This window comes from Reichenbachiella agariperforans (assembly GCF_900142205.1).
Taxonomy (GTDB): domain Bacteria; phylum Bacteroidota; class Bacteroidia; order Cytophagales; family Cyclobacteriaceae; genus Reichenbachiella; species Reichenbachiella agariperforans.
Map to the genome: position 1 here is coordinate 193,465 of NZ_FRAA01000004.1, position 19,559 is coordinate 213,023.

Genomic DNA, 19,559 nt, shown 5'->3' on the forward strand with positions numbered 1-19,559 from the left:
ATCGACACCCAAATTTTTTCAATGAATGGTTTTGACTTACCTCTAAAATAGTGCCGTTACTTGCATGCGTCCCATGTGTATCATGGGACTATCTGCGGATTGCCTCCCCTCGTACCCCAAGCTCATTTGCAGTCCAGAAATCAACTTCTGACTGTAGTTAATCCGCCAGGTATAGTTGTGACCTGGCCGTAAGGCATTGAGAAGTTCATAGGCTGCCGCTGTGTTCTCATCACCATCATAGTCTATCAAAGAATAACTGATATTTGCCGTCAGTGCATTTTTCGCACCGTTGGACCAGCGCATCTCACTGCTAACGATATTGATGAGCGACTTTTCATCTTTATCTCCTTCCAAATTAGTCTTTTGGGTATAGCTATAGGTCACTGACATGCGGTAATTGTTTTTGGGCTGCCAGACCAAACCAGGCTCTAACTTGTAGGACTGAATGAGATAGTTTCTTTCAGCCTGAAACTGCGAAGCATTTTCTTTGAGCTGATCCACCAAGCCCAGCGTCATGATCCACTCTCTGCTCAAATGATAGCGCATATTATATAACCAGTCAACCGCATAGCGAGACTCTACACCCCGAGAGATCAGTTGCTTCGAATTGACCGAAGCATAAGTTACGTCCAATCCTAAGCCCTGCCCACTTCGGTTAAAAAACAGCGTACTCCTGATTCCATCTCGAACAAATACCAAATTCTGATCCTTAACATCCAGCGTAAAAGGATTGAACCGAGAAGCAAAGGAATCCTCAGTAGACTTCTTGTTGATATTGATGCTCGTATTGTTAGAAAACTGACTCAGTACCCCTTTGAATCCCCCCGCAGACTTCCAACCTCGCGGCATACTGGCATTCATCGTAAAGGTAAAAATAGTATTGAAAGCCTCTACGTATTCTGAGGTAGGCACGAACACTTTAATGTACCGTCTTTCGTCAAAGTTGACTGCTTCGAAGAACTCCGTTAGATCTTGTACGCCATCTCCATTAAGATCCCGCCATGTGTGTGTTCCTTCTCCCGTTGCTACCTCTACATAGACGAACTCTCGCAATATCTCTCTACTACTGGCAGTCGTGTAAGACAAATTCGTCCGCACATGTTTATCAAAGAATACGCCCCTATAGGTCAGATTGCCCAGTATTAAAGCCTCATCCTCCAAGTCCGAAAACTCTTCCTGATACGCCAGCTCCCGATAGGTAAAATTCATCCCCACTTCCTGTCCCTGACTAAAGGCTGTTGAGAGTTGCGCTCTGGCAGTTTTGGCTAGCGTGAATGGTTTCAAGATCCCCTGCCAAATAGATTTGTCCTCTCTGAGCGTATAGTCCAATCGAAATTTCGTTCGCAGGGTGTCGTGACTCCTCAAATAAAACTGATGTGATTCATAATTCATCGCCGTACGAACCAAGGAATCCGATCCTACCGCCGACACCTGATTATCATCCACTTCATATCTATAGCCTGGCACCACAAAAAACGAGTCAAAATACCCCTCTCCGAACATCCTTCTCCACGTCGACTCTTCCACAAGGCTTTTGTTTTTCATATCATAAAAACCACCTAATACTTTCATTCCTCCTAGGCTTTGTCGCAGTTCGCTATCAATCTGATATCCATCTATGAACTGATCCTTTTGTCGATTGCTATAATTAGCTCGAATCAAGTTGAAACGGTCTTTCTCCATTTTCACTCCCAGATTGAAAATATGGTTTGCGGTACGGGAGCTATCTGTGGCAGGCGTGTAGCTCCAGTTGCGGTCATACTCGATCGACCGAAAACGATCGATCGGCTGAAAATCCCCTCCGTCATATTCGTAATTCAATTCCCCCGACCATTTGTAATCCGAACGTCCCAGCGGCTTGTCTTTCACTTCTAGCCCAGACCTGATGGCGACATCACTGTTGTCATCATCATCCACCTCTGCATATAGGTTTTTGTCTTCATTTGAGAGTGCTAGCTCTGTTGACCAGGTCAGATAAGGAGACAACTTTAAGTCCGTGCCGAGCACAAACATCTCACGCTGATTTGGAGCGGGCACGAACCGTACTGGTGCATATTCACCCTGCGACACACCACCAGATGGAGACACCCACTCATAGACTCTACCATTCACATCATTGTCAACCAAGGCATAGTCTCCAGATCCTATGCCCACATTCGTAAAAGACACACTGTACAACTGTATCGTAGAATCTCGCGAATAGCGATAAATAGTCTGGGGCATTCCATCCAAATCCACCGTATCTAGACGCATATACTGTACACGTTCTCCACTATAGTCCGTCTCGGTAGCGCCTGATATCGGCACAGGAATCGCATGATCACCAGCTTGACTCATCTGAATTTTATCGTCATTGGTCAAGTTGAAAGCCAGTGGTTTGTTGCGATTGTCCTTCTCTCGATAGTAGCCCGCATGCACTGTAGTACGCCCTATCTGCAACTCCTGATGCGCTGCGATGATCGATCGACTGTAGTTCTGATCAGAGTATTCATAAGTCACTCGGATGCGAGAAAATTGGGTAATCAATACACTCGGATTGAAAGTGATTTCGCCAAGGTTATAATCTATAATATAGTCGTAGTTAAACCCTCTCTTGAGCAATTGACCATCGAGATACACCTGCTCTGAGTTTGCCAAAACCACGACGTACTGCTGACCACTTGGTCCACTCAGTTGATAAGGCCCCTGCAGTCCCTCTACCGCCTGCACTGTCACATCAGCAAACTGCCCCTTAGCAGCAGCTATCGCCAGCACACTCCTACCCTGTCCATTGTTCCCCAAGCCATAGCGAATATCTGCCTGCCCTCCCAAGGCATTCTTGTAATGGCGCAGAAAATACGAATCACCATTTTTCAAAACCACATCACCTGCCAGTAGCGATAATGAATCATTGTACACCTCAAAAGTTACGTTATCAAACTCGCGCACTTGTTGGGTATTTCCTTCGGGCTGAAAAGGCACATTCTGGTCCGTGACATCTGCTCTGATATTCAAATCATCTGTCAGCTGACCATCCATCTGAAAATTGAAGTTGGAAAGGACGTTGACGCTTTGAGAGTTTCCAAACGACACTCCACGCGTGAGACTGCCCGTCTTGTATATATTAGGTGTAGCGAATAGTTCCTCTTTTTGGTATCCTGCATTCCCCTGTAGCTGACGAGCGGAAAAACTAACTGTCGAGTCATACAAGTCTGTCGACTTGTGCTGATGGACTTTACCCTTTTGGATGGGGAAAAATCTAAAACAAACCTCTCCCACATAGGCAAACTCAAAGGTGAGTTGGGACTGAGCCAAATCCAGTTGGTATGGCTGGTCAGGTGTCAGGACAATACTGCTCGGATCGACAATCAAACTATCTGGTAAAGAAAAAGTTCGAACGTCGATCATCTGACAATGCTGATTAGTCTCTTGAGCCACTGCACTGTGACTACCTATAATAAAAACACACAGCGTCAAGCATCCTACAGCCAACAGCATAGCCTGCCATCTAAAAAACTGCAACAAATATGATCGTGATCGGTGTATCAAGTGCCTCGGTTATCTCCAAACTAACAGCAAAAAGAAGAATAAAAATCGAGAACCACTGTATTATTCTAAGGTATGCGCCTGTGCGTCTTCCATTTGGATAAAAAATGTAGTGCCTTGCCCTACAGCAGACTCGAACCAAATCGCCCCCCCAGCGTGCTCGATTCCACGTTTGGCAACTGCCAGACCAATCCCCGATCCAGACTCCTTGGTACTAAAATTGGGCACAAAGACCTTCTCCTTGATATCCTCTGGTATGCCATCACCATGATCCGAAAAGGTAATCAGAATGAGACTCCCCTTTCGTGCTAATGTCACCTGTAAAGAAGGCAACTCTTCCCTCTTCATCGCCTGAAATGCATTTAAGATCAAATTGTTAAATATTCGTCCAAACAGCTTGATATCCCCTTGGACAATATGTTCGCCTGGTTCTAGACTCAGCTCTATCTTTTTATCCACATGCAAGTCCACCGACTTCTCAAGTACCTGTCCTATATCAAATGGTTCTTTGAGCGGGGTAGGCATCTTCGCAAAATGACTAAATGAGGTCACGATTTCATCGAGCATATCGATCTGACTTAGCAGTATGTCCAGTGATTTTTTGTCCTTTCTATCGTCCCCCATTATCCGCTGCATGTGCTGTATGGTCAGCTTCATCGGGGTTAATGGGTTTTTGATTTCATGCGCTACCTGCTTGGCCATTTCTCGCCAGGCAGCTTCTTTTTCATTTCGCGCTAATTCTTCTTTCGTCGCCTCCAGTTTTCCGAGCATATTGTTATACTCATGTACTAGCTCTCCGATTTCGTCATCCGACTCCCAGTCTATGGGTTGATTCGTCTGGACAAACCCCGTATCGTGCAGTCTGTCGGCAATAATCGTGATGGGTCGAGTCAAACGAGAGATTACATAATATGCGATCCCTATAGACAGCATAAATACAAAAGTAAAAATGATAATGATGTTGCTAAACACGATAAGCTGCTGATGCTCTAGATGGAGTTTCGATCCAAAATAAGGAGCTGCCAAGTAGCCAAATACACTTCCGTCCTCTGGAGAATTGATACTTACATAGATGGTTTTGTAGAGGAAAGATCCAATCTGCTCATCTGCCACCATCTGTTCCTTTTTGTCATTAGACAAGGCATGAAAAGCGGAAGAGTTCATATATTCTGAAATGATGCCAGATTCGAATATCTCTGGCGTACTGGATGCGATCAATTTACCTTTCGTATCATAGACATTGATATCCATCGAGGCATTGTTGGCCAGCTCTGCAACACTATTTTCAAGATCCTCACGATTGCTACTCTGCACTTCAAACTCCATGAATATATCATTCACATTCTCTGCTAATAGCAGGGTTCGCTTGAGGTTAGTCTTATCTATTTCCTTTCGATAGGAGTTTTCTGTAGAGGTCAAAACTGCCACGGCCACCAGCAGCAGGGGTATAACAAAGGATCCCCCAGTGAATATGAGAATCTTTGTAGAGAAATTAAGATTAGTATTCCGACCAATGATCAAATAGCGAATTACTCCTATCAAACAGGTGACTATCAATAGCAGTACAAACAAAAAAGAAAAATTGGACACTATGTCACGAGTCAGATAAAGCGGTGAGGAGACGATCGTAACCTTATCCCCAACCACAGCGGCTAGGTGAAGGAAGCCTTCACGCTCCAGCCCTTGATCATATATGTTTTGTTTGTCTAACCAGGTCGTGTCAAAGTCCGATTCGTAGGGATAACTTCCTGACACATATATCAGATTGTTCTCCGATAGGAGCGCATGACTATAGCTACTGCTAGATTTGATACGTCGATCGAGCAGTAGTTGTGGCAATACACGTCGGGATGAGAATTTTTTCAATCTCAATTCTATCTCTACATAACCATTGATATCTCCATATCGCTCCACCTCGGTGTAACAGATGTAGCGTTTTCGCTTGTTGATATCCATCCTACGATCATAGTACACATTGTCATAAGAGGTCTGAAACTCTGGCGCACTATACTTTTCTTTGACATCCTCTATCGAGACACGGCGGTATTTCCGTGACAGCCCCATTCCGTTTTTGTCAAACAAGTGAATGTCCACCTCATAGTCACTAAAATAGGTATTTAGGTAGGTTCGCTGAATCTTTCGTTCTATCCCCTTGAGTTGGCTCTGGGGGTTTAGCATTTTGCTATTGACAACTATATCTTGTTTGATTTGCTCTAATATCGTAGACAAGAGATATTCTCCTTCTACATCACGGTCTACTTGTAGATAAGTAGCAAACTTCTGCATGCTATAAATCTCGTTGCGTTCATAGGATTTATAAATCTCAAAAGATCCCCCTATAGAAATGAGCACTACAGTAAATAGCAAATAATTAATACTTTCGAATTTTAACGTCTTCAGACTCTGCGGCATATCAAATGCATACAATCCAAGGATATAAATCACATTGAGACCAAACGCCAAAACGAAACTAGCCTTCCAAAAGAAGAATAGACACGAGACCACTCCAGAGACAATATGTAGCAGGCGCATTTCACTAGCAGTATTCCTAAGATGAGCTATCGTAATATATGCCAGGTAATGCACCCCGAAGAAAATGATTGACAACAACCCGATTAGGAAATAACAAGTCATTCGCTCGAACGGCATATCCATCGTCGCTGCTATATCCAGAGAAATTTGTGAATTGGACAGTATGAGACTGATCGTATTGAGCAATGCAAATAGTGCCCAGTAGCTCGCAATCAACAGTAGACTACCCAATACCGTCAGTTGTCTTCCAGATAGTGTTCGGATATAATCTCTCCCGTACAAAATTATGAACGCTAACAGTACTGCTATCATACCATAATTAATCACACTATCACCGAGCGAATAGTAGAACCAGTCGTAGGTAAATACACTCTGTTGGAAAATGCTCATCTTGACGAAAGAGCTCGGCAACTCTACTAGAATCATAGTCCCTCGTAGCACGACTAACTCCAAGAAAATAACACCAACTCCAAACACAAAACCATAGCCTCTATTGACTCGACATGCGACCTGAAACAGTAGCACGAATATGCATATCAGCAGCAGAAAGAGTAGCCCCGTTATAAAATTATTGATCAGGTCATTGTAGTAGGTTTGCCCATTAGATGCTATGGTAAATAGCGTTTCCTCCTGATACTGAATAGGAATGAAATTAGGATCATCTGTAATTTTGACATTGTGCGAGATGATGTCCCGGTTATACACATCGTCGAGGTAGGTACTAGACTGATTAAATTTCCTCCTAAGGGGGATCATCACTACCATATAAGCATCATCGCCATGCCATTCGAATCGCTTTTTTTGATATAAAAATTCCCCTTGATCATTGGCTATAATCAGGTCACTCGTACGAAAAGGAAAATATTCAAAAGGAGGGATGTAAGAATTGTCCGACCAGCGAAGCACGTCTCCTCGAACATCATACACCACATAGTCAATCGGATCGGTATCTGCCGGAATCTCTCCCTTCTCTAACATCGATTCAAATTCACGAATCTGATCTATAGCAGATGCTACGGCTGCTTCTATTTCAGTAGCTATCTGTGCCTCATTCTTGTGAGAATAGCCAAACAGCCCTGCCAAAATCAGCACGGAAATAGCAGCCAAGAAGGCAAAGAGTTTTATAATAGTAGCGTTGAAAATAGTACGATCTAGTTTAGATCACAAAATACACAAAGAATTACTCATTTATGTATTTTGAATCAAACCTTATCCCTCCAAAAACATGTAGAAATATAGCTCTAGAATAGCGATACATGATAGGCCAAACCAAGGCGATCACTATGCCAAGTACTGTGATATACACCCATGATTCGGGATCTCCAAAAAAATTAAAGAGAACAAAGCCCACTACAAAAGTGATAGCAACTGAAAAACCATAGCTCACGAACATGGCTCCAAAATAGAACCCTGGTTCTGGTTCAAAAGACTGTTGACATACCGAGCAGCTAGGCAACATTTCTCGGTCGTACCACTTGCGAAAAAGGGAAGTCTTAAACATATCACCTTCTCTACACCTAGGACATTTACACTCAAGCAGCGCTTGTGTTGAACTTCTTTTTCCCATGTCTTTTATACTTATAGAACCAAATTCCACCAATCAATGCAATCGCCAAGTACGGCGTTACGAACAAATACATAATACCAAAATTCAACCCATCGGCCAATGCCAACTCACCGTTACTCACATTGTTGACGATAGTGGTTTTACACATAGCACACTGTGCCATTGCACCAGTCACCTGTGCTACTACCAAAATGAATGTTAAAAAGATTCGATTTCTCATGACTCGAATTTTATACTGAATAATAAGGGCTAGCCAAAAGATAGACAATTACACCGGTCACAGATACATACAACCAGATCGGCCAAGTGAACTTCACAATCTTCTTATGTCTATCAAACTCTTGGGCAATCGCAAAATAAAATGCAAGTAATACAAAAGGCACCACCGCCGCAGACAACAAAATATGGGACAGCAGTATCGTCAAATACACACTACGCATAGTCCCCACACTGAGAGCTTCTTGATCATCCAATACACCGTCCATATTCACATCCCCAAATATCACAGACTCCACCGTCGCATGATACAAGACATATGCCAACAGAAAACACACCCCTAACCCTAACGCACTCGACATGGCAATTTTATGTCCTTGAATATTCCCCTTCTTAACCATTACAGCGCCTGCAATCAATAGAATAGCAGTCATAGAATTGATCGTCGCATTGAAGGCAGGAATACTCCTCAACCAATCATAATCTGCAGAAATTTTATACGGTGAATAAATCAATACTGCTACTAACGCAGGTACTATTATCGACAGGGCAGCCACTACAGTCATGGCCATTTTCTTATTATTCATCTTACTCATTTAACAAAATATTAACCTCGATATTTAGCCGATCTATCTCTTCCAAATCATTAGGATTGAAATACCCTCTGATTTTCCTTTCTTTATCCACCAACACCATAGGTAGCGCTTCTGAAGATGCCTTATCTCCGTCAAACACGAATAACTGACACGACACAAAAGTCTTAAAAATCGATGAATCTACACGCACATATTTCAAGATTGAGTACCCCTCTAATGTCGTATAAAGGGAATCTGTCGTATAAAGTGACGCTACCTGAAGACGCTCTTCGCTTTTAAACTTAGTCAAGAAAGTCAATAAGTTATTTCGCTGAGATACAAAGTTCGAATCAGACAATACGCCAAAATCATACAACGTCACCTTATCCATCAACTGACCCGAAATAGCGGGTATCGGATCGACATGGTATTGACCAGCTACCATCAGCTGACCACATGCTGTCAGCGTATCGACTCCTGTCGAATAGTAGATCGGAATATCAAATTTGTTCTTCCCAAACCCTTGGAGAAACAAGTAAATAGCTCCTGGTAGAAACAGCAGAAGCAGCAAAGCAATAGACTTGAATATTTTCATTGGGTCAAAAAAAATGCCGTCTAGTGACGGCATAGTTAGTATTATAATCTATCAGAATTAGCTTCCAAATATCGCTTGGAATATCGCCTCTCCTTGAATCCAAAACGCAGCAATCAACCACATCAAGAAAACGGTAGGGGCTACAATCATCCACACCAAGCCTTTCTTCTCGTGCGACAAATGCATAAACTCTCCGATAATGTAAAATGCTTTGAATATAGTCAAGAGGATGAAAACAGTAGTTTTCAATGCACCAGCTCCCACTGTGAATGCAATAATAAACTCAACCACTGTCGCCAAAAATAGGATGGCAGTCACCTTCCATATTTTTTTGATCTTGTCTTTATCTACTGGAGTCACGTCCAGTCCTTTAATTTCTTGTTCCATGTCTATCTATCAGTTTTTTATACCAAGTAAAAGAAGGTGAATACAAATACCCATACCAAATCTACAAAGTGCCAGTACAAGCCTACTTTCTCCACCATTTCATACGTACCTCTTCGCTCTAGCACACCAGTCGTGGCTTGATAGAAGATGATGAAATTAATCACGACACCACTGAAAACGTGAAAACCGTGAAATCCAGTAATGAAAAAGAATAGTGCTGCAAAGTTAGGAGGGCCATATTGATTTAGCGAGAGGTTCGCTCCATGAAAGAAAGACCCGTCTAACAATTGTCCACCAGCCTCAGTACCGTGGATAAAGTGCATCCACTCCCAAGCCTGACAACCTAAGAAAGTCAACCCACCAAGGATAGTCCACAACATCCATTTTTCTACTGCGACTTTATCATTCCTATGTCCAGCATCTACAGCCAAAACCATAGTTACACTACTCAAAATCAAGATAAAAGTCATGATCCCCACGAATACCAACGGCAAGTGGATACCATGTAAGAATGGTACTGCATTGAATACCATCTCTGGGATAGGCCAATATTCTTGAGAAAAAACAAAATTTTCGATTTCACCTTCGAATGCAGGATGTGCAAATCGAATGAATCCATAAGTAGCGAGCAATGATGTAAATGTAAACGCATCAGAAAGCAAGAAAAACCACATCATCAGTTTTCCATAACTCGCTTTCAATGGCTCTGTCCCCCCATTCCAAAGGTTCTCATTGCTATCTACTACTACTGCCGTTCCAGCCATGATATTATCTAGTTTAATTAATGATTAAGAGTCAAAAATAAGTATAAATACAACCAAAGTCCACCTAAAAAATGCCAATAAGTTGCACACATTTCTATTCGAACTAAACTCGTCGAATGTACTTTATATTTAAATGCCGCTACAGCGACGATCAAAAGAAACACTACTCCACTCAACAAGTGGAAACCATGTACACCTGAGAGCACATAGACAAAAGATCCAGCAGGGTTTCCCACAAAGAAAACCCCTTCTTGTACTAACTCCTGCCATGCGATCAACTGACCTACCAAAAAAGAAATACCAGTCAATACAGTCAATAGAAGGTAAATTCTAATCTTACTAACTTCGTTTCGCTTGGCTGACAGATATGCCATGTGCATAAACACACTACTGACGATCACTATCCCTGTAGTGATATCAAACATAAACGGCAGATCGAAATCCAACCATACACCACTGGATTGTTTCACCACATAGGCACTAGTCAATGCGGCGAATAACATTACCACTGTGACAATAAAGAGCCACATCGCAAATTTCTGCGGATGCATTCTAAAAGAACTCTCTTTGGTTTTATTCATGGCCATTTCCATATCTATATTTTATCAAGTAAATAGGCAATTTGCACGATAGGCAAATATAAAAAAGAACCGAACATGATTTTGAGCGCTGCCTTGTCTGAATTATCTCTCATAAGATTAAAACTCTGCGCTAAAAAACCCGCTCCACATACTGTAGCGATTATCGCTGAGTTGATTCCTGTAATCCCAAAATAAGCTGGCAACAATCCCAATGGCAACAAAAACAAGGTATACACCATGATATTGATTGCTGTATTCAAATCCTTTTCGCCCTTATTAGGTAGTAGTTTGAAGCCTGCCTTTTTATAATCTTTATCTCCCACCCAAGCTATCGCCCAAAAATGTGGGAACTGCCAGATGAACTGAATACCGTAAATAATCAATGCCTCATGGCCAATATATCCCGTAGAGGCAACCCAACCCAACAAAGGCGGTAATGCCCCAGGGATAGCCCCAACAAAGACAGCTATAGGCCCCACTCTTTTTAGCGGAGTATAAACAAAACTATATAGCACCAATGATATGAATGACAACACCACCGTCAGTGGGTTAGTGGTCATATACAAAATCGCCAACCCCACTATGGCTACAAAAAAGGCAAATACTATGGCTTCCTTCTTTGTAATACTACCAGTAGGTAAGGGACGATTTTTGGTTCGCTCCATCATAGCGTCATACTCTACTTCTAACACCTGATTGATTGTAACCGATGCACCCGACACTAGAAAGCCTCCTAAAGACAACAACAGCAGTACACTCCAGTTAATATCGGAATGTGCCGCTAGTATATATCCAAAACCAGAAGAAAATGCCACCAAAAATGACAACCTAGGTTTCAACAATGCTATGTACAATGATATTTTTTGCATCCCACTCAACGTCACTATATCTGTATCTATCTTATGCATTTTACTCAGTCAAGTCTACAGACTTTTCACTTATTATTAAGTACAAAAAGTACTGAACGCCAAAGATAACAATAGCGAGCAGCAGATGGACAGGTTGGATAAAATAAGGTAGTGCAAAATACGACAAAACGACTCCTGTCAAAATCTCCAATACTACCAAAAATAACAAACTCCACACCAAGTACTTGGAAGTCGAAAAATTCTCAATGCTCTTAGTCAAACGATAGATCAAGAAAGCATGCAAAAGCAGTAATATAATAGAGTAAGATCTGTGGATATAAAACACAATCCCTAGATTTTCGATCCAGTCCCAACGATTCGCCTCTCCCAATGTGTCCGCAATTAGATCTACAGCTTCTCGAACTTGAGTCCCTAACAGTACTTGTGCAAAAAACAAAATCATGCAAAACAACAACAGTCTTCTCACTTTGGCAGGCTTGTAGCTTACCAGTCCCACAATCTTCGACTTTCCTATGTAAAAGCGAGTATAAATCAACAAAGCAATGAGCGCAATGGCCAAAACCATGTGGAACGTAATCAAGCCAGGCAACAAATTCGTACTAACGACTAAGGATCCCGTCCAGCCCTGAAAAACGACCAACACCAATGCGCCAAACGAGAGATAAAAAACCCGAGGATCTGACTTAAAAAACGTCAAAGTACTGACCACACAACAAATGATAAATATGCCAATCAAAACACCCGTCAACCGGTTCAGGTATTCAATCCAAGTTTTAGTAAAATTAAACTCTTGCTCTTTTTGAACCTTCTCACCTGCCACGACTTCCCGTGCCAGCTCATCCAACCCCAATCCCTCCAGTACCCTGGCAAGACGTTGATTTTTTTCTATGCGTTTCTCGGCATATATTTCCCTATAATTTTCAGGAAGTTCACTCACATGAGTCGGAGGCGTGTAAGCCCCGAAGCATTTTGGCCAATCAGGACACCCCATACCAGACCCTGTACTACGAACAATGCCGCCTACTAATATCAAAAAGTAAACGGCAATGATCGTAACTAAATTAAGTCTTCTAAAAAACCTTTTCTTAGGTTCTGTATTCATTCACTAGACCTTTTCATTCTTTGCTTCTTCAGCTTCATGAGGCAGGTTAGATTCAGGAGTATTAGTATAAGGAACGGTCTGCGGGATAAAATCAGACTCAGAACCAGGCTTACTATAATCATAAGGCCATCTGTATACCGTCGGTATTTCACCAGGCCAGTTACCGTGACCAGGCTCACGTGGTGTAGTCCATTCTAGTGTATTCGAATCCCAAGGGTTCAAAGACGCCTTCTTACCTCTATACATGCTATAGAAGAAGTTGAACAAGAAGATAAACTGTGCACCAAATGTACAAATTGCTGCTACACTCACGAACATGTTGAGATCTGCAAAATCTGAGAACGCATCAAAGTTGGTGAATGAATAATATCGTCTAGGAAATCCAGCTATACCAATGTAATGCAATGGGAAGAACACAAGGTACACTCCTATAAATGTCAACCAGAAATGGATATACCCCAATTTCTCATCCATCATACGACCAAACATCTTAGGATACCAGTGATAAATACCTGCCACCATACCAAAGAATGCCGAACTACCCATCACAAGGTGAAAGTGAGCTACTACAAAATAGGTGTCATGTAAGAATATATCCAGAGCAGAGTTCCCTAAGAAGATACCTGTGACACCCCCAGAGATAAACAAAGAAACCAATCCGATAGAGAACAGCATTGCTGATGTAAATCGAATATTACCTTGCCACAGCGTAGTTATATAGTTAAAAGATTTAATTGCTGAAGGAACAGCAATAATCAAGGTCAAAATCATAAAGATAGACCCCAAGAACGGGCTCATACCTGTCACAAACATATGGTGAGCCCATACGACAAAAGACAGAATGCCAATACCCATCAAAGAACCAATCATTGCTCTATAACCAAAGATCGGCTTTCTTGAGTTAGTAGATATAATCTCAGAAGTAATACCCAATGCAGGCATAATAATAATGTAAACCTCTGGGTGACCTAGAAACCAGAACAAGTGCTGGAACAAGATCGGGCTACCACCCGAATTAGGCAATGCCTCTCCTCCGATGAATATGTCTGACAAATAAAAACTAGTACCAAATGATCTATCAAATACCAATAGTAATGCAGCAGCCACCAATACAGGAAACGACAACAAACCTAGAATAGCAGTTAAGAAAAACGCCCAGATCGTCAAAGGCATTTTCGTAAAGGACATCCCTTTGGTTCTCAAGTTGATAATCGTACTGATATAATTGATACCACCTAGTAGCTGCGAAGCAATAAAGAACACCATAGACACCAACCACAGCGTCATACCTAGACCAGATCCAGATATAGCCTGAGGCAACGCACTCAACGGTGGATAAATTGTCCACCCCCCTGCAGCAGGTCCTGTAGAAATGAAAAGTGAGATAAACATGATCACACTAGACAACATAAAGAACCAAAACGACAGCATGTTCATAAACCCTGAAGCCATATCTCTTGCCCCTATCTGTAGCGGAATCAAGAAATTACTAAACGTACCACTCAACCCAGCCGTCAACACAAAGAATACCATAATGGTACCATGCATAGTGACCAAAGCTAGATAAAACTCTGTATCGATTTTACCTGATTCGGTGATCCATCCACCTAATAGTGGTCTCAACCACTCTAAGTTCATGTCAGGGAAACCCAATTGCAATCTGAAGATGATAGATAAACCACCACCTATAATCGCCCAAAAAATACCTGCAATCAAAAACTGCTTACCAATGACTTTATGATCTTGTGAGAAAATATAATTCGTCACAAAATTGCCATGATGCTCATGATCATCATGCGCTGCATGTTCTACATGCTCATCTAATTGTACTTCAGTAACTGCCATATCTCTTCTATTATAGTGAAGCTTGCGCTTCCTCAATCTCTTCTTTTGCTGCCTCAGTCACTACAGGACTAGCAGGTTGTAAACTTGATAAATATTCAGGATTCTTAGACAACCAAGATTTCTGTGAAGCTTTCCACTTTTCATACTCAGCTGGCTCATCTACCACTATAGTTGCTCTCATCGCAAAATGTCCTTTTCCACAAATCTTGTTACAAACAAGCTCATAGGTAAAATCTGGATTACCCGTCTCCTCTGCCATATCAGCAGTTGACTTAGTGGGTACGAACCAAAACTGTGTCGGCATTCCTGGCACAGCATTCATCTGCAATCTAAAGTGAGGTACATATACACTATGAATCACATCTCTTGCACGTATCTTAAACAATACAGGCTTCCCTTTAGGAATATGAATCTCTCTAGGAATAAAATCATCCTTTGAAAACTGGTTGGTAAAATCGACTCCCATTTGGTTCTCAAAATCGATCAATTTGTAATCATAAGGGCCGAGTTTTCCATCCGCTCCAGGATATCGAGATGCCCATGCATATTGGTATCCCATGATCTCAATGACTTCTGCATTATCAGGTGCTTGATCCGTGATCTTTACCCAAGCTCTAAAACCATCAAAAATCAACAGTGCCAAAACGATCGCTGGTACTACTGTCCATATCAACTCCAACTTGTCATTGTGCGGATAAAACTTCGCAGTATTACCCGCTTTGTGTTGGTAGCGGTATGCAAACCAAAACAATACGATATGTGTGAGGATAAACGCTGCAGTAGTCACTGCAGTAGTGATCCAGAAAAGTTTAAAAGTAACCTCTCCGTGCTCAGAAGCAACAGGTACAGTATATCTATCAAACTGCGTGTAAGAATATCCAAAGAACAAAACGATACCGCCGATCAAGAATACAAGAAACAGTGCGGCATTCACCTTATTACTCTTCCCTAAAGACTCTCCGTCTTTGTTTCCTCTTACTACTTGTACCAGCGTATGGGCTCTAAATATGGTGACCAATATGGCCCCTATTAGAATAACCGATACTAAGATTACAAAATTCAACATGCCTATTATTTATATATTAATGTCTTATTTATCTACTAAATGTGGTGATGCAAAGTCTCATTGTACATCGGGTGATTCTTTGCAACCAAAGGATATTTAGCCAAAGAATGTAGTACAACATACACGAATGCAGATGCATAAATCATCATCATTCCCACTTCTAAGAATCCAAAATCCCCGTTCTCTTTCAATACACCTGGTGTAATCATCAAGTAGAAATCGAACCAGTGTCCAACCAAAACGATTGGGCAAACAACTTTCAAAATTCTAGCGTGTCTTTTTGACTGTCTTGTCATCAACAACAAGAATGGCAGCACAAAATTAACAACCAAGTTCATAAAGAAAATCTTAGAGTAAAAATCACTTTTCAAACGCTCTACAAAGTAAATAGTCTCCTCTGGAATGTTCGCATAATAAATCAAAAGGAACTGTGAGAACCAGATATACGTCCAGAAAATACTAAAACCCCAGACGAACTTCCCTAAATCGTGCAAGTGATTTGCATTCACTACAGAAAGGTATCCTTTGTCCTTTAGTAGAATAGCTACGAATGCAATGAAAGCCAATCCTGATACCCACCAACTCGCAAATACATACCAGCCAAACATAGTAGAGAACCAGTGTGGGTCAATAGACATCACCCAATCCCATGCAGCGATTGATGAAGAGTAACCGAAGAATACAATAAACACTGCTGACAAACCAACAAGCTTCTTCCATCTGTTGACGCCTCCTTCAATATCCTCGGCCAACATGTGCTTTCTTATTTGTAGAAACAGTACATACCACACACCAAAGAACAACACCATTCTACCCATGTAGAACCCGAAGTTTAGGTATCCTTTTTTATCATTAATAATTGCATCAAAATCTGGGCTATTCACATCGTACAATGAAGCATGTGTCCAGTGAAACAATTCGTGGTTAGACAACAACCAAACAACTGCCATCAAAACACCTGCTATCGGCAACCAGCTTGCCATAGCCATTGGAATTCTTTTCACACCTACAGACCAACCTGCCTGTGCGACATATTGAATACAAATAAAGAATACGCCTATGATCGCCAGACCTGTAAAGAACAGATTGTTGATCCAAAGGTTAGCCTTCAATCTATGTGTCCAGTGGTATCCACCATGATGCTCTCCAGCAGCCTCAGCACCGTGTTCGTCATGTGCAGCTACGGCGTGATCACCATGTGATGCGGCAGCTTCTACAACGTGATCTGTACCGTGTGCGTCATGATGTCCACCTGAGTTCATTAAGATAACTCCCAAAACAGCTAAGACTATCCCCACTGCTAGGACAATAAAAATGTTCTTTTTAGCTCCTGCTGAAAATATATATTTTTCGTCGCTCATCTTACTTTACTATTTTAAGAATTATTGATTTTGTAGCGTTTGAACATAACGAACGATTTTCCATCGTTCCTCTATACTGAGCTGCGAAGCATGTGAGCCCATTCTGCCTTTACCGTGTGTAATCACGTGGAAGATGTGCCCCTCTGGCTTATCTTTCACAGCACGTGAAGTATATGGAGTTACCCCTTTGAATTTTTGTCCTACAGGACCATCACCCAAACCAGCATCACCATGACAGTGCCAACAAAACCTTGTGAACAATACTTTCCCTTCTGCCAAAATCTCATCCGTCTCTGGCAATGGGTTCTTCATAACCTCACCCGCCAATTCGATAGAATCCTTAGGGATTCTATACGGTAGAGAGCTTCCTCTTCTGACCGTATTAGCTACTGGCTCACGCATGTTCATTGTATGTGGATTGTTAGGGTTGGATGTGTAAAACTCAGCCTCTCCACCTTCATGTGAAGTCAACCATCTACCAGCCTCTGTATCTGTGACCTGAACCAACCCCTCGTAAGGAACTGAGTGATACATCTGGGGAGCATACTCCACCCCAGTATTATCGACACCAGCCGCACAAGACGTCATGATATACGCTCCTGCTACGATGGCAATTCCTTTTATATATGTATTCAATTTCATCATTTCGTAATTTCGACTCCAGTTGAATTATTCAAAACTTTTGTTATTGACTTCTTGCGCACCTGATGCGGCAAGAGCCTTCTTGATTTCTTCTTCGCTCATGCTATTCTTATCAAGATCCACAGCGACGATGTGTTTATCATCCGTGATTCTCAAATCAAATATTCTTGGCTTAGCCCATGGTTTCAGGTTGCTCACTACGAAGAAAGTACCACACATACCAAAAGCACCCAAGAGCACTGTCAACTCAAATGTCACAGGTATGAAGGTAGGGAATGGAAAGAAATCCTTACCCCCGATAATCATCGGCCAATCAAAAGTCATCATACCAATCTGCATCGTCAAAGCCAGAGTAGTACCCAATAACCCGAAAATAAATGCTGCTACTGACAATCTCGATCCTTTGTATCCCAAAACATCATCTATTCCATGAACTGGAAATGGAGAGAATACTTCGTAAATCTTCACTCCGCTTTGACGTACATCCTTGATTGCCTTTAGCAACAAGTCCTCGTCATCATATACACCAAGTACAAAATTCTTATTTCCGCTCATTTTATTTGTCAGTTTTTTCTCCAGTAGCTTTTACAATACTTTTCACCTCTGCCATGTTGATCACTGGGAAGAACTTAGCAAATAGGAAGAAAAGAGTAAAGAACAATCCGAAAGTGAAAATATAAACCCCCATATCTACCCAAGTCGGATAGAACATTGCCCAAGATGAAGGCAAGAAATCTCTGTGTAGTGATGTCACAATAATGACAAATCGCTCAAACCACATTCCGATGTTTACGATGATCGAGATTACGAAAGTTGCCGCGATGTTGGTTCTGATTTTCTTGAACCAAAATAACTGTGGAGAGATCACATTACAGGTCATCATCGACCAGTATGCCCAAGCATAGGGGCCACTCACCCTGTTCAAGAAAGCATACTGCTCTCCTTCGACACCTGAATACCATGCAATGAAAAGCTCCGTGATATATGCTACCCCAACAATAGAACCTGTCACCATGATAATGATGTTCATCAGCTCCATGTGTTCCATGGTAATATAATCTTCCAATTTATAAACCTTTCTTGTCACCAAGAGAAGCGTCAATACCATCGCAAAACCTGAAAAGATCGCTCCTGCCACAAAGTAGGGAGGAAAAATCGTCGTATGCCAACCTGGTATTACTGACGTAGCAAAGTCAAAAGATACAATCGTGTGTACCGATAGTACAAGTGGTGTAGCCAAACCTGCCAACACCAAAGCGACAGTTTCATATCTAGACCAAGTCTTCGCTGCACCATCCCATCCGAAACTCAAGGTTCCGTAGATTTTTTGTCTAAGTCCCGTTGCTCTATCTCTAATCGTAGCAAAATCAGGAATCAACCCGATATACCAGAAAACAAGTGAAACAGAGAAATATGTAGAAATCGCAAATACGTCCCATAAAAGCGGTGAGTTAAAGTTCACCCAAAGAGAACCGTATGTATTAGGTAGTGGAAGAGCCCAAAGCGCACCAATCCATGGTCTACCCATGTGAAGTAATGGAAACTGCAAGGCACATATAACGGCAAAAATCGTCATCGCCTCTGCCGCTCTATTGATCGACATTCTCCATCGCTGTCTGAAAAGCAACAAAATCGCTGAAATCAAAGTCCCTGCGTGACCGATACCTACCCACCACACGAAGTTGGTAATATCCCAGGCCCAGCCTACAGTTTTATTCAATCCCCAGCTACCAATTCCATCCCATACCAAACGGAATACAGCATAAGCGCCGAAGGTCAACAAGCCCAGCGATATCGCCATGGCCAACAACCAAGACTTGGCTGGTTTCTCCTCTACTCTTTTGCATATGTCGTCAGTTACGTCGTGAACTGTTTTACCACCCGTGACGAGCGGTTTACGAACTACTGCTTCTGCGTGCATATTAATCTAAT

General features: G+C 41.9%; 17 protein-coding genes. All 17 read right to left on the bottom strand.

Annotated features, from left to right (window positions below; translation table 11 throughout):
* Window positions 1-42 precede the first annotated feature (42 nt).
* The 17 genes from BUB99_RS11970 to nrfD all read right to left on the bottom strand — a co-directional run bounded on the left by BUB99_RS11970 (window position 43) and on the right by nrfD (window position 19,548).
* The gene (locus BUB99_RS11970; protein ID WP_139280992.1) at window positions 43-3,528 is read right to left on the bottom strand and encodes a hypothetical protein; all 3,486 of its coding nucleotides are present in this window, start codon (window positions 3,526-3,528) and stop codon (window positions 43-45) included.
* Window positions 3,529-3,588: 60 nt separating this feature from the next.
* Window positions 3,589-7,164, bottom strand: a complete 3,576-nt coding sequence (locus tag BUB99_RS11975; protein WP_073122754.1) for a sensor histidine kinase — start codon at window positions 7,162-7,164, stop codon at window positions 3,589-3,591.
* A 73-nt stretch (window positions 7,165-7,237) separates the two neighbouring features.
* Window positions 7,238-7,558: a DUF983 domain-containing protein gene (locus BUB99_RS11980; RefSeq protein WP_245816833.1), complete on the bottom strand. Its 321-nt coding sequence runs from the start codon at window positions 7,556-7,558 to the stop codon at window positions 7,238-7,240.
* Window positions 7,559-7,589: 31 nt separating this feature from the next.
* Window positions 7,590-7,844: a hypothetical protein gene (locus BUB99_RS11985; protein ID WP_073122756.1), complete on the bottom strand. Its 255-nt coding sequence runs from the start codon at window positions 7,842-7,844 to the stop codon at window positions 7,590-7,592.
* A 10-nt stretch (window positions 7,845-7,854) separates the two neighbouring features.
* Window positions 7,855-8,427: a DUF420 domain-containing protein gene (locus BUB99_RS11990; protein ID WP_170863795.1), complete on the bottom strand. Its 573-nt coding sequence runs from the start codon at window positions 8,425-8,427 to the stop codon at window positions 7,855-7,857.
* Window position 8,428: 1 nt separating this feature from the next.
* Window positions 8,429-9,010, bottom strand: a complete 582-nt coding sequence (locus tag BUB99_RS11995; RefSeq protein WP_139280993.1) for a hypothetical protein — start codon at window positions 9,008-9,010, stop codon at window positions 8,429-8,431.
* Window positions 9,011-9,067: 57 nt separating this feature from the next.
* Window positions 9,068-9,397, bottom strand: coding sequence for a cytochrome C oxidase subunit IV family protein (locus BUB99_RS12000; RefSeq protein ID WP_073122759.1), 330 nt, complete (start codon window positions 9,395-9,397; stop codon window positions 9,068-9,070).
* Between the two features lie 17 nt (window positions 9,398-9,414).
* Window positions 9,415-10,161, bottom strand: coding sequence for a cytochrome c oxidase subunit 3 (locus tag BUB99_RS12005; protein WP_073122760.1), 747 nt, complete (start codon window positions 10,159-10,161; stop codon window positions 9,415-9,417).
* Window positions 10,162-10,178: 17 nt separating this feature from the next.
* The gene (locus BUB99_RS12010; protein ID WP_245816834.1) at window positions 10,179-10,742 is read right to left on the bottom strand and encodes a cytochrome c oxidase subunit 3; all 564 of its coding nucleotides are present in this window, start codon (window positions 10,740-10,742) and stop codon (window positions 10,179-10,181) included.
* Between the two features lie 14 nt (window positions 10,743-10,756).
* Window positions 10,757-11,650: a heme o synthase gene (gene cyoE, locus BUB99_RS12015; RefSeq protein ID WP_073122762.1), complete on the bottom strand. Its 894-nt coding sequence runs from the start codon at window positions 11,648-11,650 to the stop codon at window positions 10,757-10,759.
* Between the two features lies 1 nt (window position 11,651).
* A complete protein-coding gene (locus tag BUB99_RS12020) occupies window positions 11,652-12,713 on the bottom strand; it encodes a COX15/CtaA family protein (RefSeq protein ID WP_073122763.1) in 1,062 nt (353 codons plus the stop codon).
* Between the two features lie 3 nt (window positions 12,714-12,716).
* Window positions 12,717-14,558, bottom strand: a complete 1,842-nt coding sequence (locus BUB99_RS12025) for a cytochrome c oxidase subunit I (protein ID WP_073122764.1) — start codon at window positions 14,556-14,558, stop codon at window positions 12,717-12,719.
* Window positions 14,559-14,568: 10 nt separating this feature from the next.
* On the bottom strand, window positions 14,569-15,624 hold the full coding sequence (locus BUB99_RS12030) for a cytochrome c oxidase subunit II (RefSeq protein WP_073122765.1): 1,056 nt from the start codon (window positions 15,622-15,624) through the stop codon (window positions 14,569-14,571).
* A 35-nt stretch (window positions 15,625-15,659) separates the two neighbouring features.
* A complete protein-coding gene (locus tag BUB99_RS12035; protein WP_073122766.1) occupies window positions 15,660-16,985 on the bottom strand; it encodes a quinol:cytochrome C oxidoreductase in 1,326 nt (441 codons plus the stop codon).
* Between the two features lie 21 nt (window positions 16,986-17,006).
* Window positions 17,007-17,630, bottom strand: a complete 624-nt coding sequence (locus tag BUB99_RS12040) for a c-type cytochrome (RefSeq protein WP_317041715.1) — start codon at window positions 17,628-17,630, stop codon at window positions 17,007-17,009.
* Window positions 17,631-17,654: 24 nt separating this feature from the next.
* The gene (locus BUB99_RS12045) at window positions 17,655-18,182 is read right to left on the bottom strand and encodes a DUF3341 domain-containing protein (protein ID WP_073122767.1); all 528 of its coding nucleotides are present in this window, start codon (window positions 18,180-18,182) and stop codon (window positions 17,655-17,657) included.
* A gap of 1 nt (window position 18,183) precedes the next feature.
* Window positions 18,184-19,548: an NrfD/PsrC family molybdoenzyme membrane anchor subunit gene (gene nrfD, locus BUB99_RS12050; RefSeq protein ID WP_073122768.1), complete on the bottom strand. Its 1,365-nt coding sequence runs from the start codon at window positions 19,546-19,548 to the stop codon at window positions 18,184-18,186.
* Window positions 19,549-19,559 lie beyond the last annotated feature (11 nt).

Bases quoted from the DNA above. Each gene is read 5' to 3' on its own strand.
- BUB99_RS12045 (WP_073122767.1), bottom strand. From the start codon at position 18,182: ATGAGCGGAAATAAGAATTTTGTACTTGGTGTATATGATGACGAGGAC.
- BUB99_RS12025 (WP_073122764.1), bottom strand. From the start codon at position 14,558: ATGGCAGTTACTGAAGTACAATTAGATGAGCATGTAGAACATGCAGCG.
- BUB99_RS11990 (WP_170863795.1), bottom strand. From the start codon at position 8,427: ATGAATAATAAGAAAATGGCCATGACTGTAGTGGCTGCCCTGTCGATA.
- BUB99_RS12010 (WP_245816834.1), bottom strand. From the start codon at position 10,742: ATGAATAAAACCAAAGAGAGTTCTTTTAGAATGCATCCGCAGAAATTT.
- BUB99_RS12020 (WP_073122763.1), bottom strand. From the start codon at position 12,713: ATGAATACAGAACCTAAGAAAAGGTTTTTTAGAAGACTTAATTTAGTT.
- nrfD (WP_073122768.1), bottom strand. From the start codon at position 19,548: ATGCACGCAGAAGCAGTAGTTCGTAAACCGCTCGTCACGGGTGGTAAA.
- BUB99_RS12000 (WP_073122759.1), bottom strand. From the start codon at position 9,397: ATGGAACAAGAAATTAAAGGACTGGACGTGACTCCAGTAGATAAAGAC.
- BUB99_RS12035 (WP_073122766.1), bottom strand. From the start codon at position 16,985: ATGAGCGACGAAAAATATATATTTTCAGCAGGAGCTAAAAAGAACATT.
- BUB99_RS11985 (WP_073122756.1), bottom strand. From the start codon at position 7,844: ATGAGAAATCGAATCTTTTTAACATTCATTTTGGTAGTAGCACAGGTG.
- cyoE (WP_073122762.1), bottom strand. From the start codon at position 11,650: ATGCATAAGATAGATACAGATATAGTGACGTTGAGTGGGATGCAAAAA.
- BUB99_RS11995 (WP_139280993.1), bottom strand. From the start codon at position 9,010: ATGAAAATATTCAAGTCTATTGCTTTGCTGCTTCTGCTGTTTCTACCA.
- BUB99_RS11980 (WP_245816833.1), bottom strand. From the start codon at position 7,558: ATGTTTAAGACTTCCCTTTTTCGCAAGTGGTACGACCGAGAAATGTTG.
- BUB99_RS12030 (WP_073122765.1), bottom strand. From the start codon at position 15,624: ATGTTGAATTTTGTAATCTTAGTATCGGTTATTCTAATAGGGGCCATA.
- BUB99_RS12005 (WP_073122760.1), bottom strand. From the start codon at position 10,161: ATGGCTGGAACGGCAGTAGTAGTAGATAGCAATGAGAACCTTTGGAAT.
- BUB99_RS12040 (WP_317041715.1), bottom strand. From the start codon at position 17,630: ATGATGAAATTGAATACATATATAAAAGGAATTGCCATCGTAGCAGGA.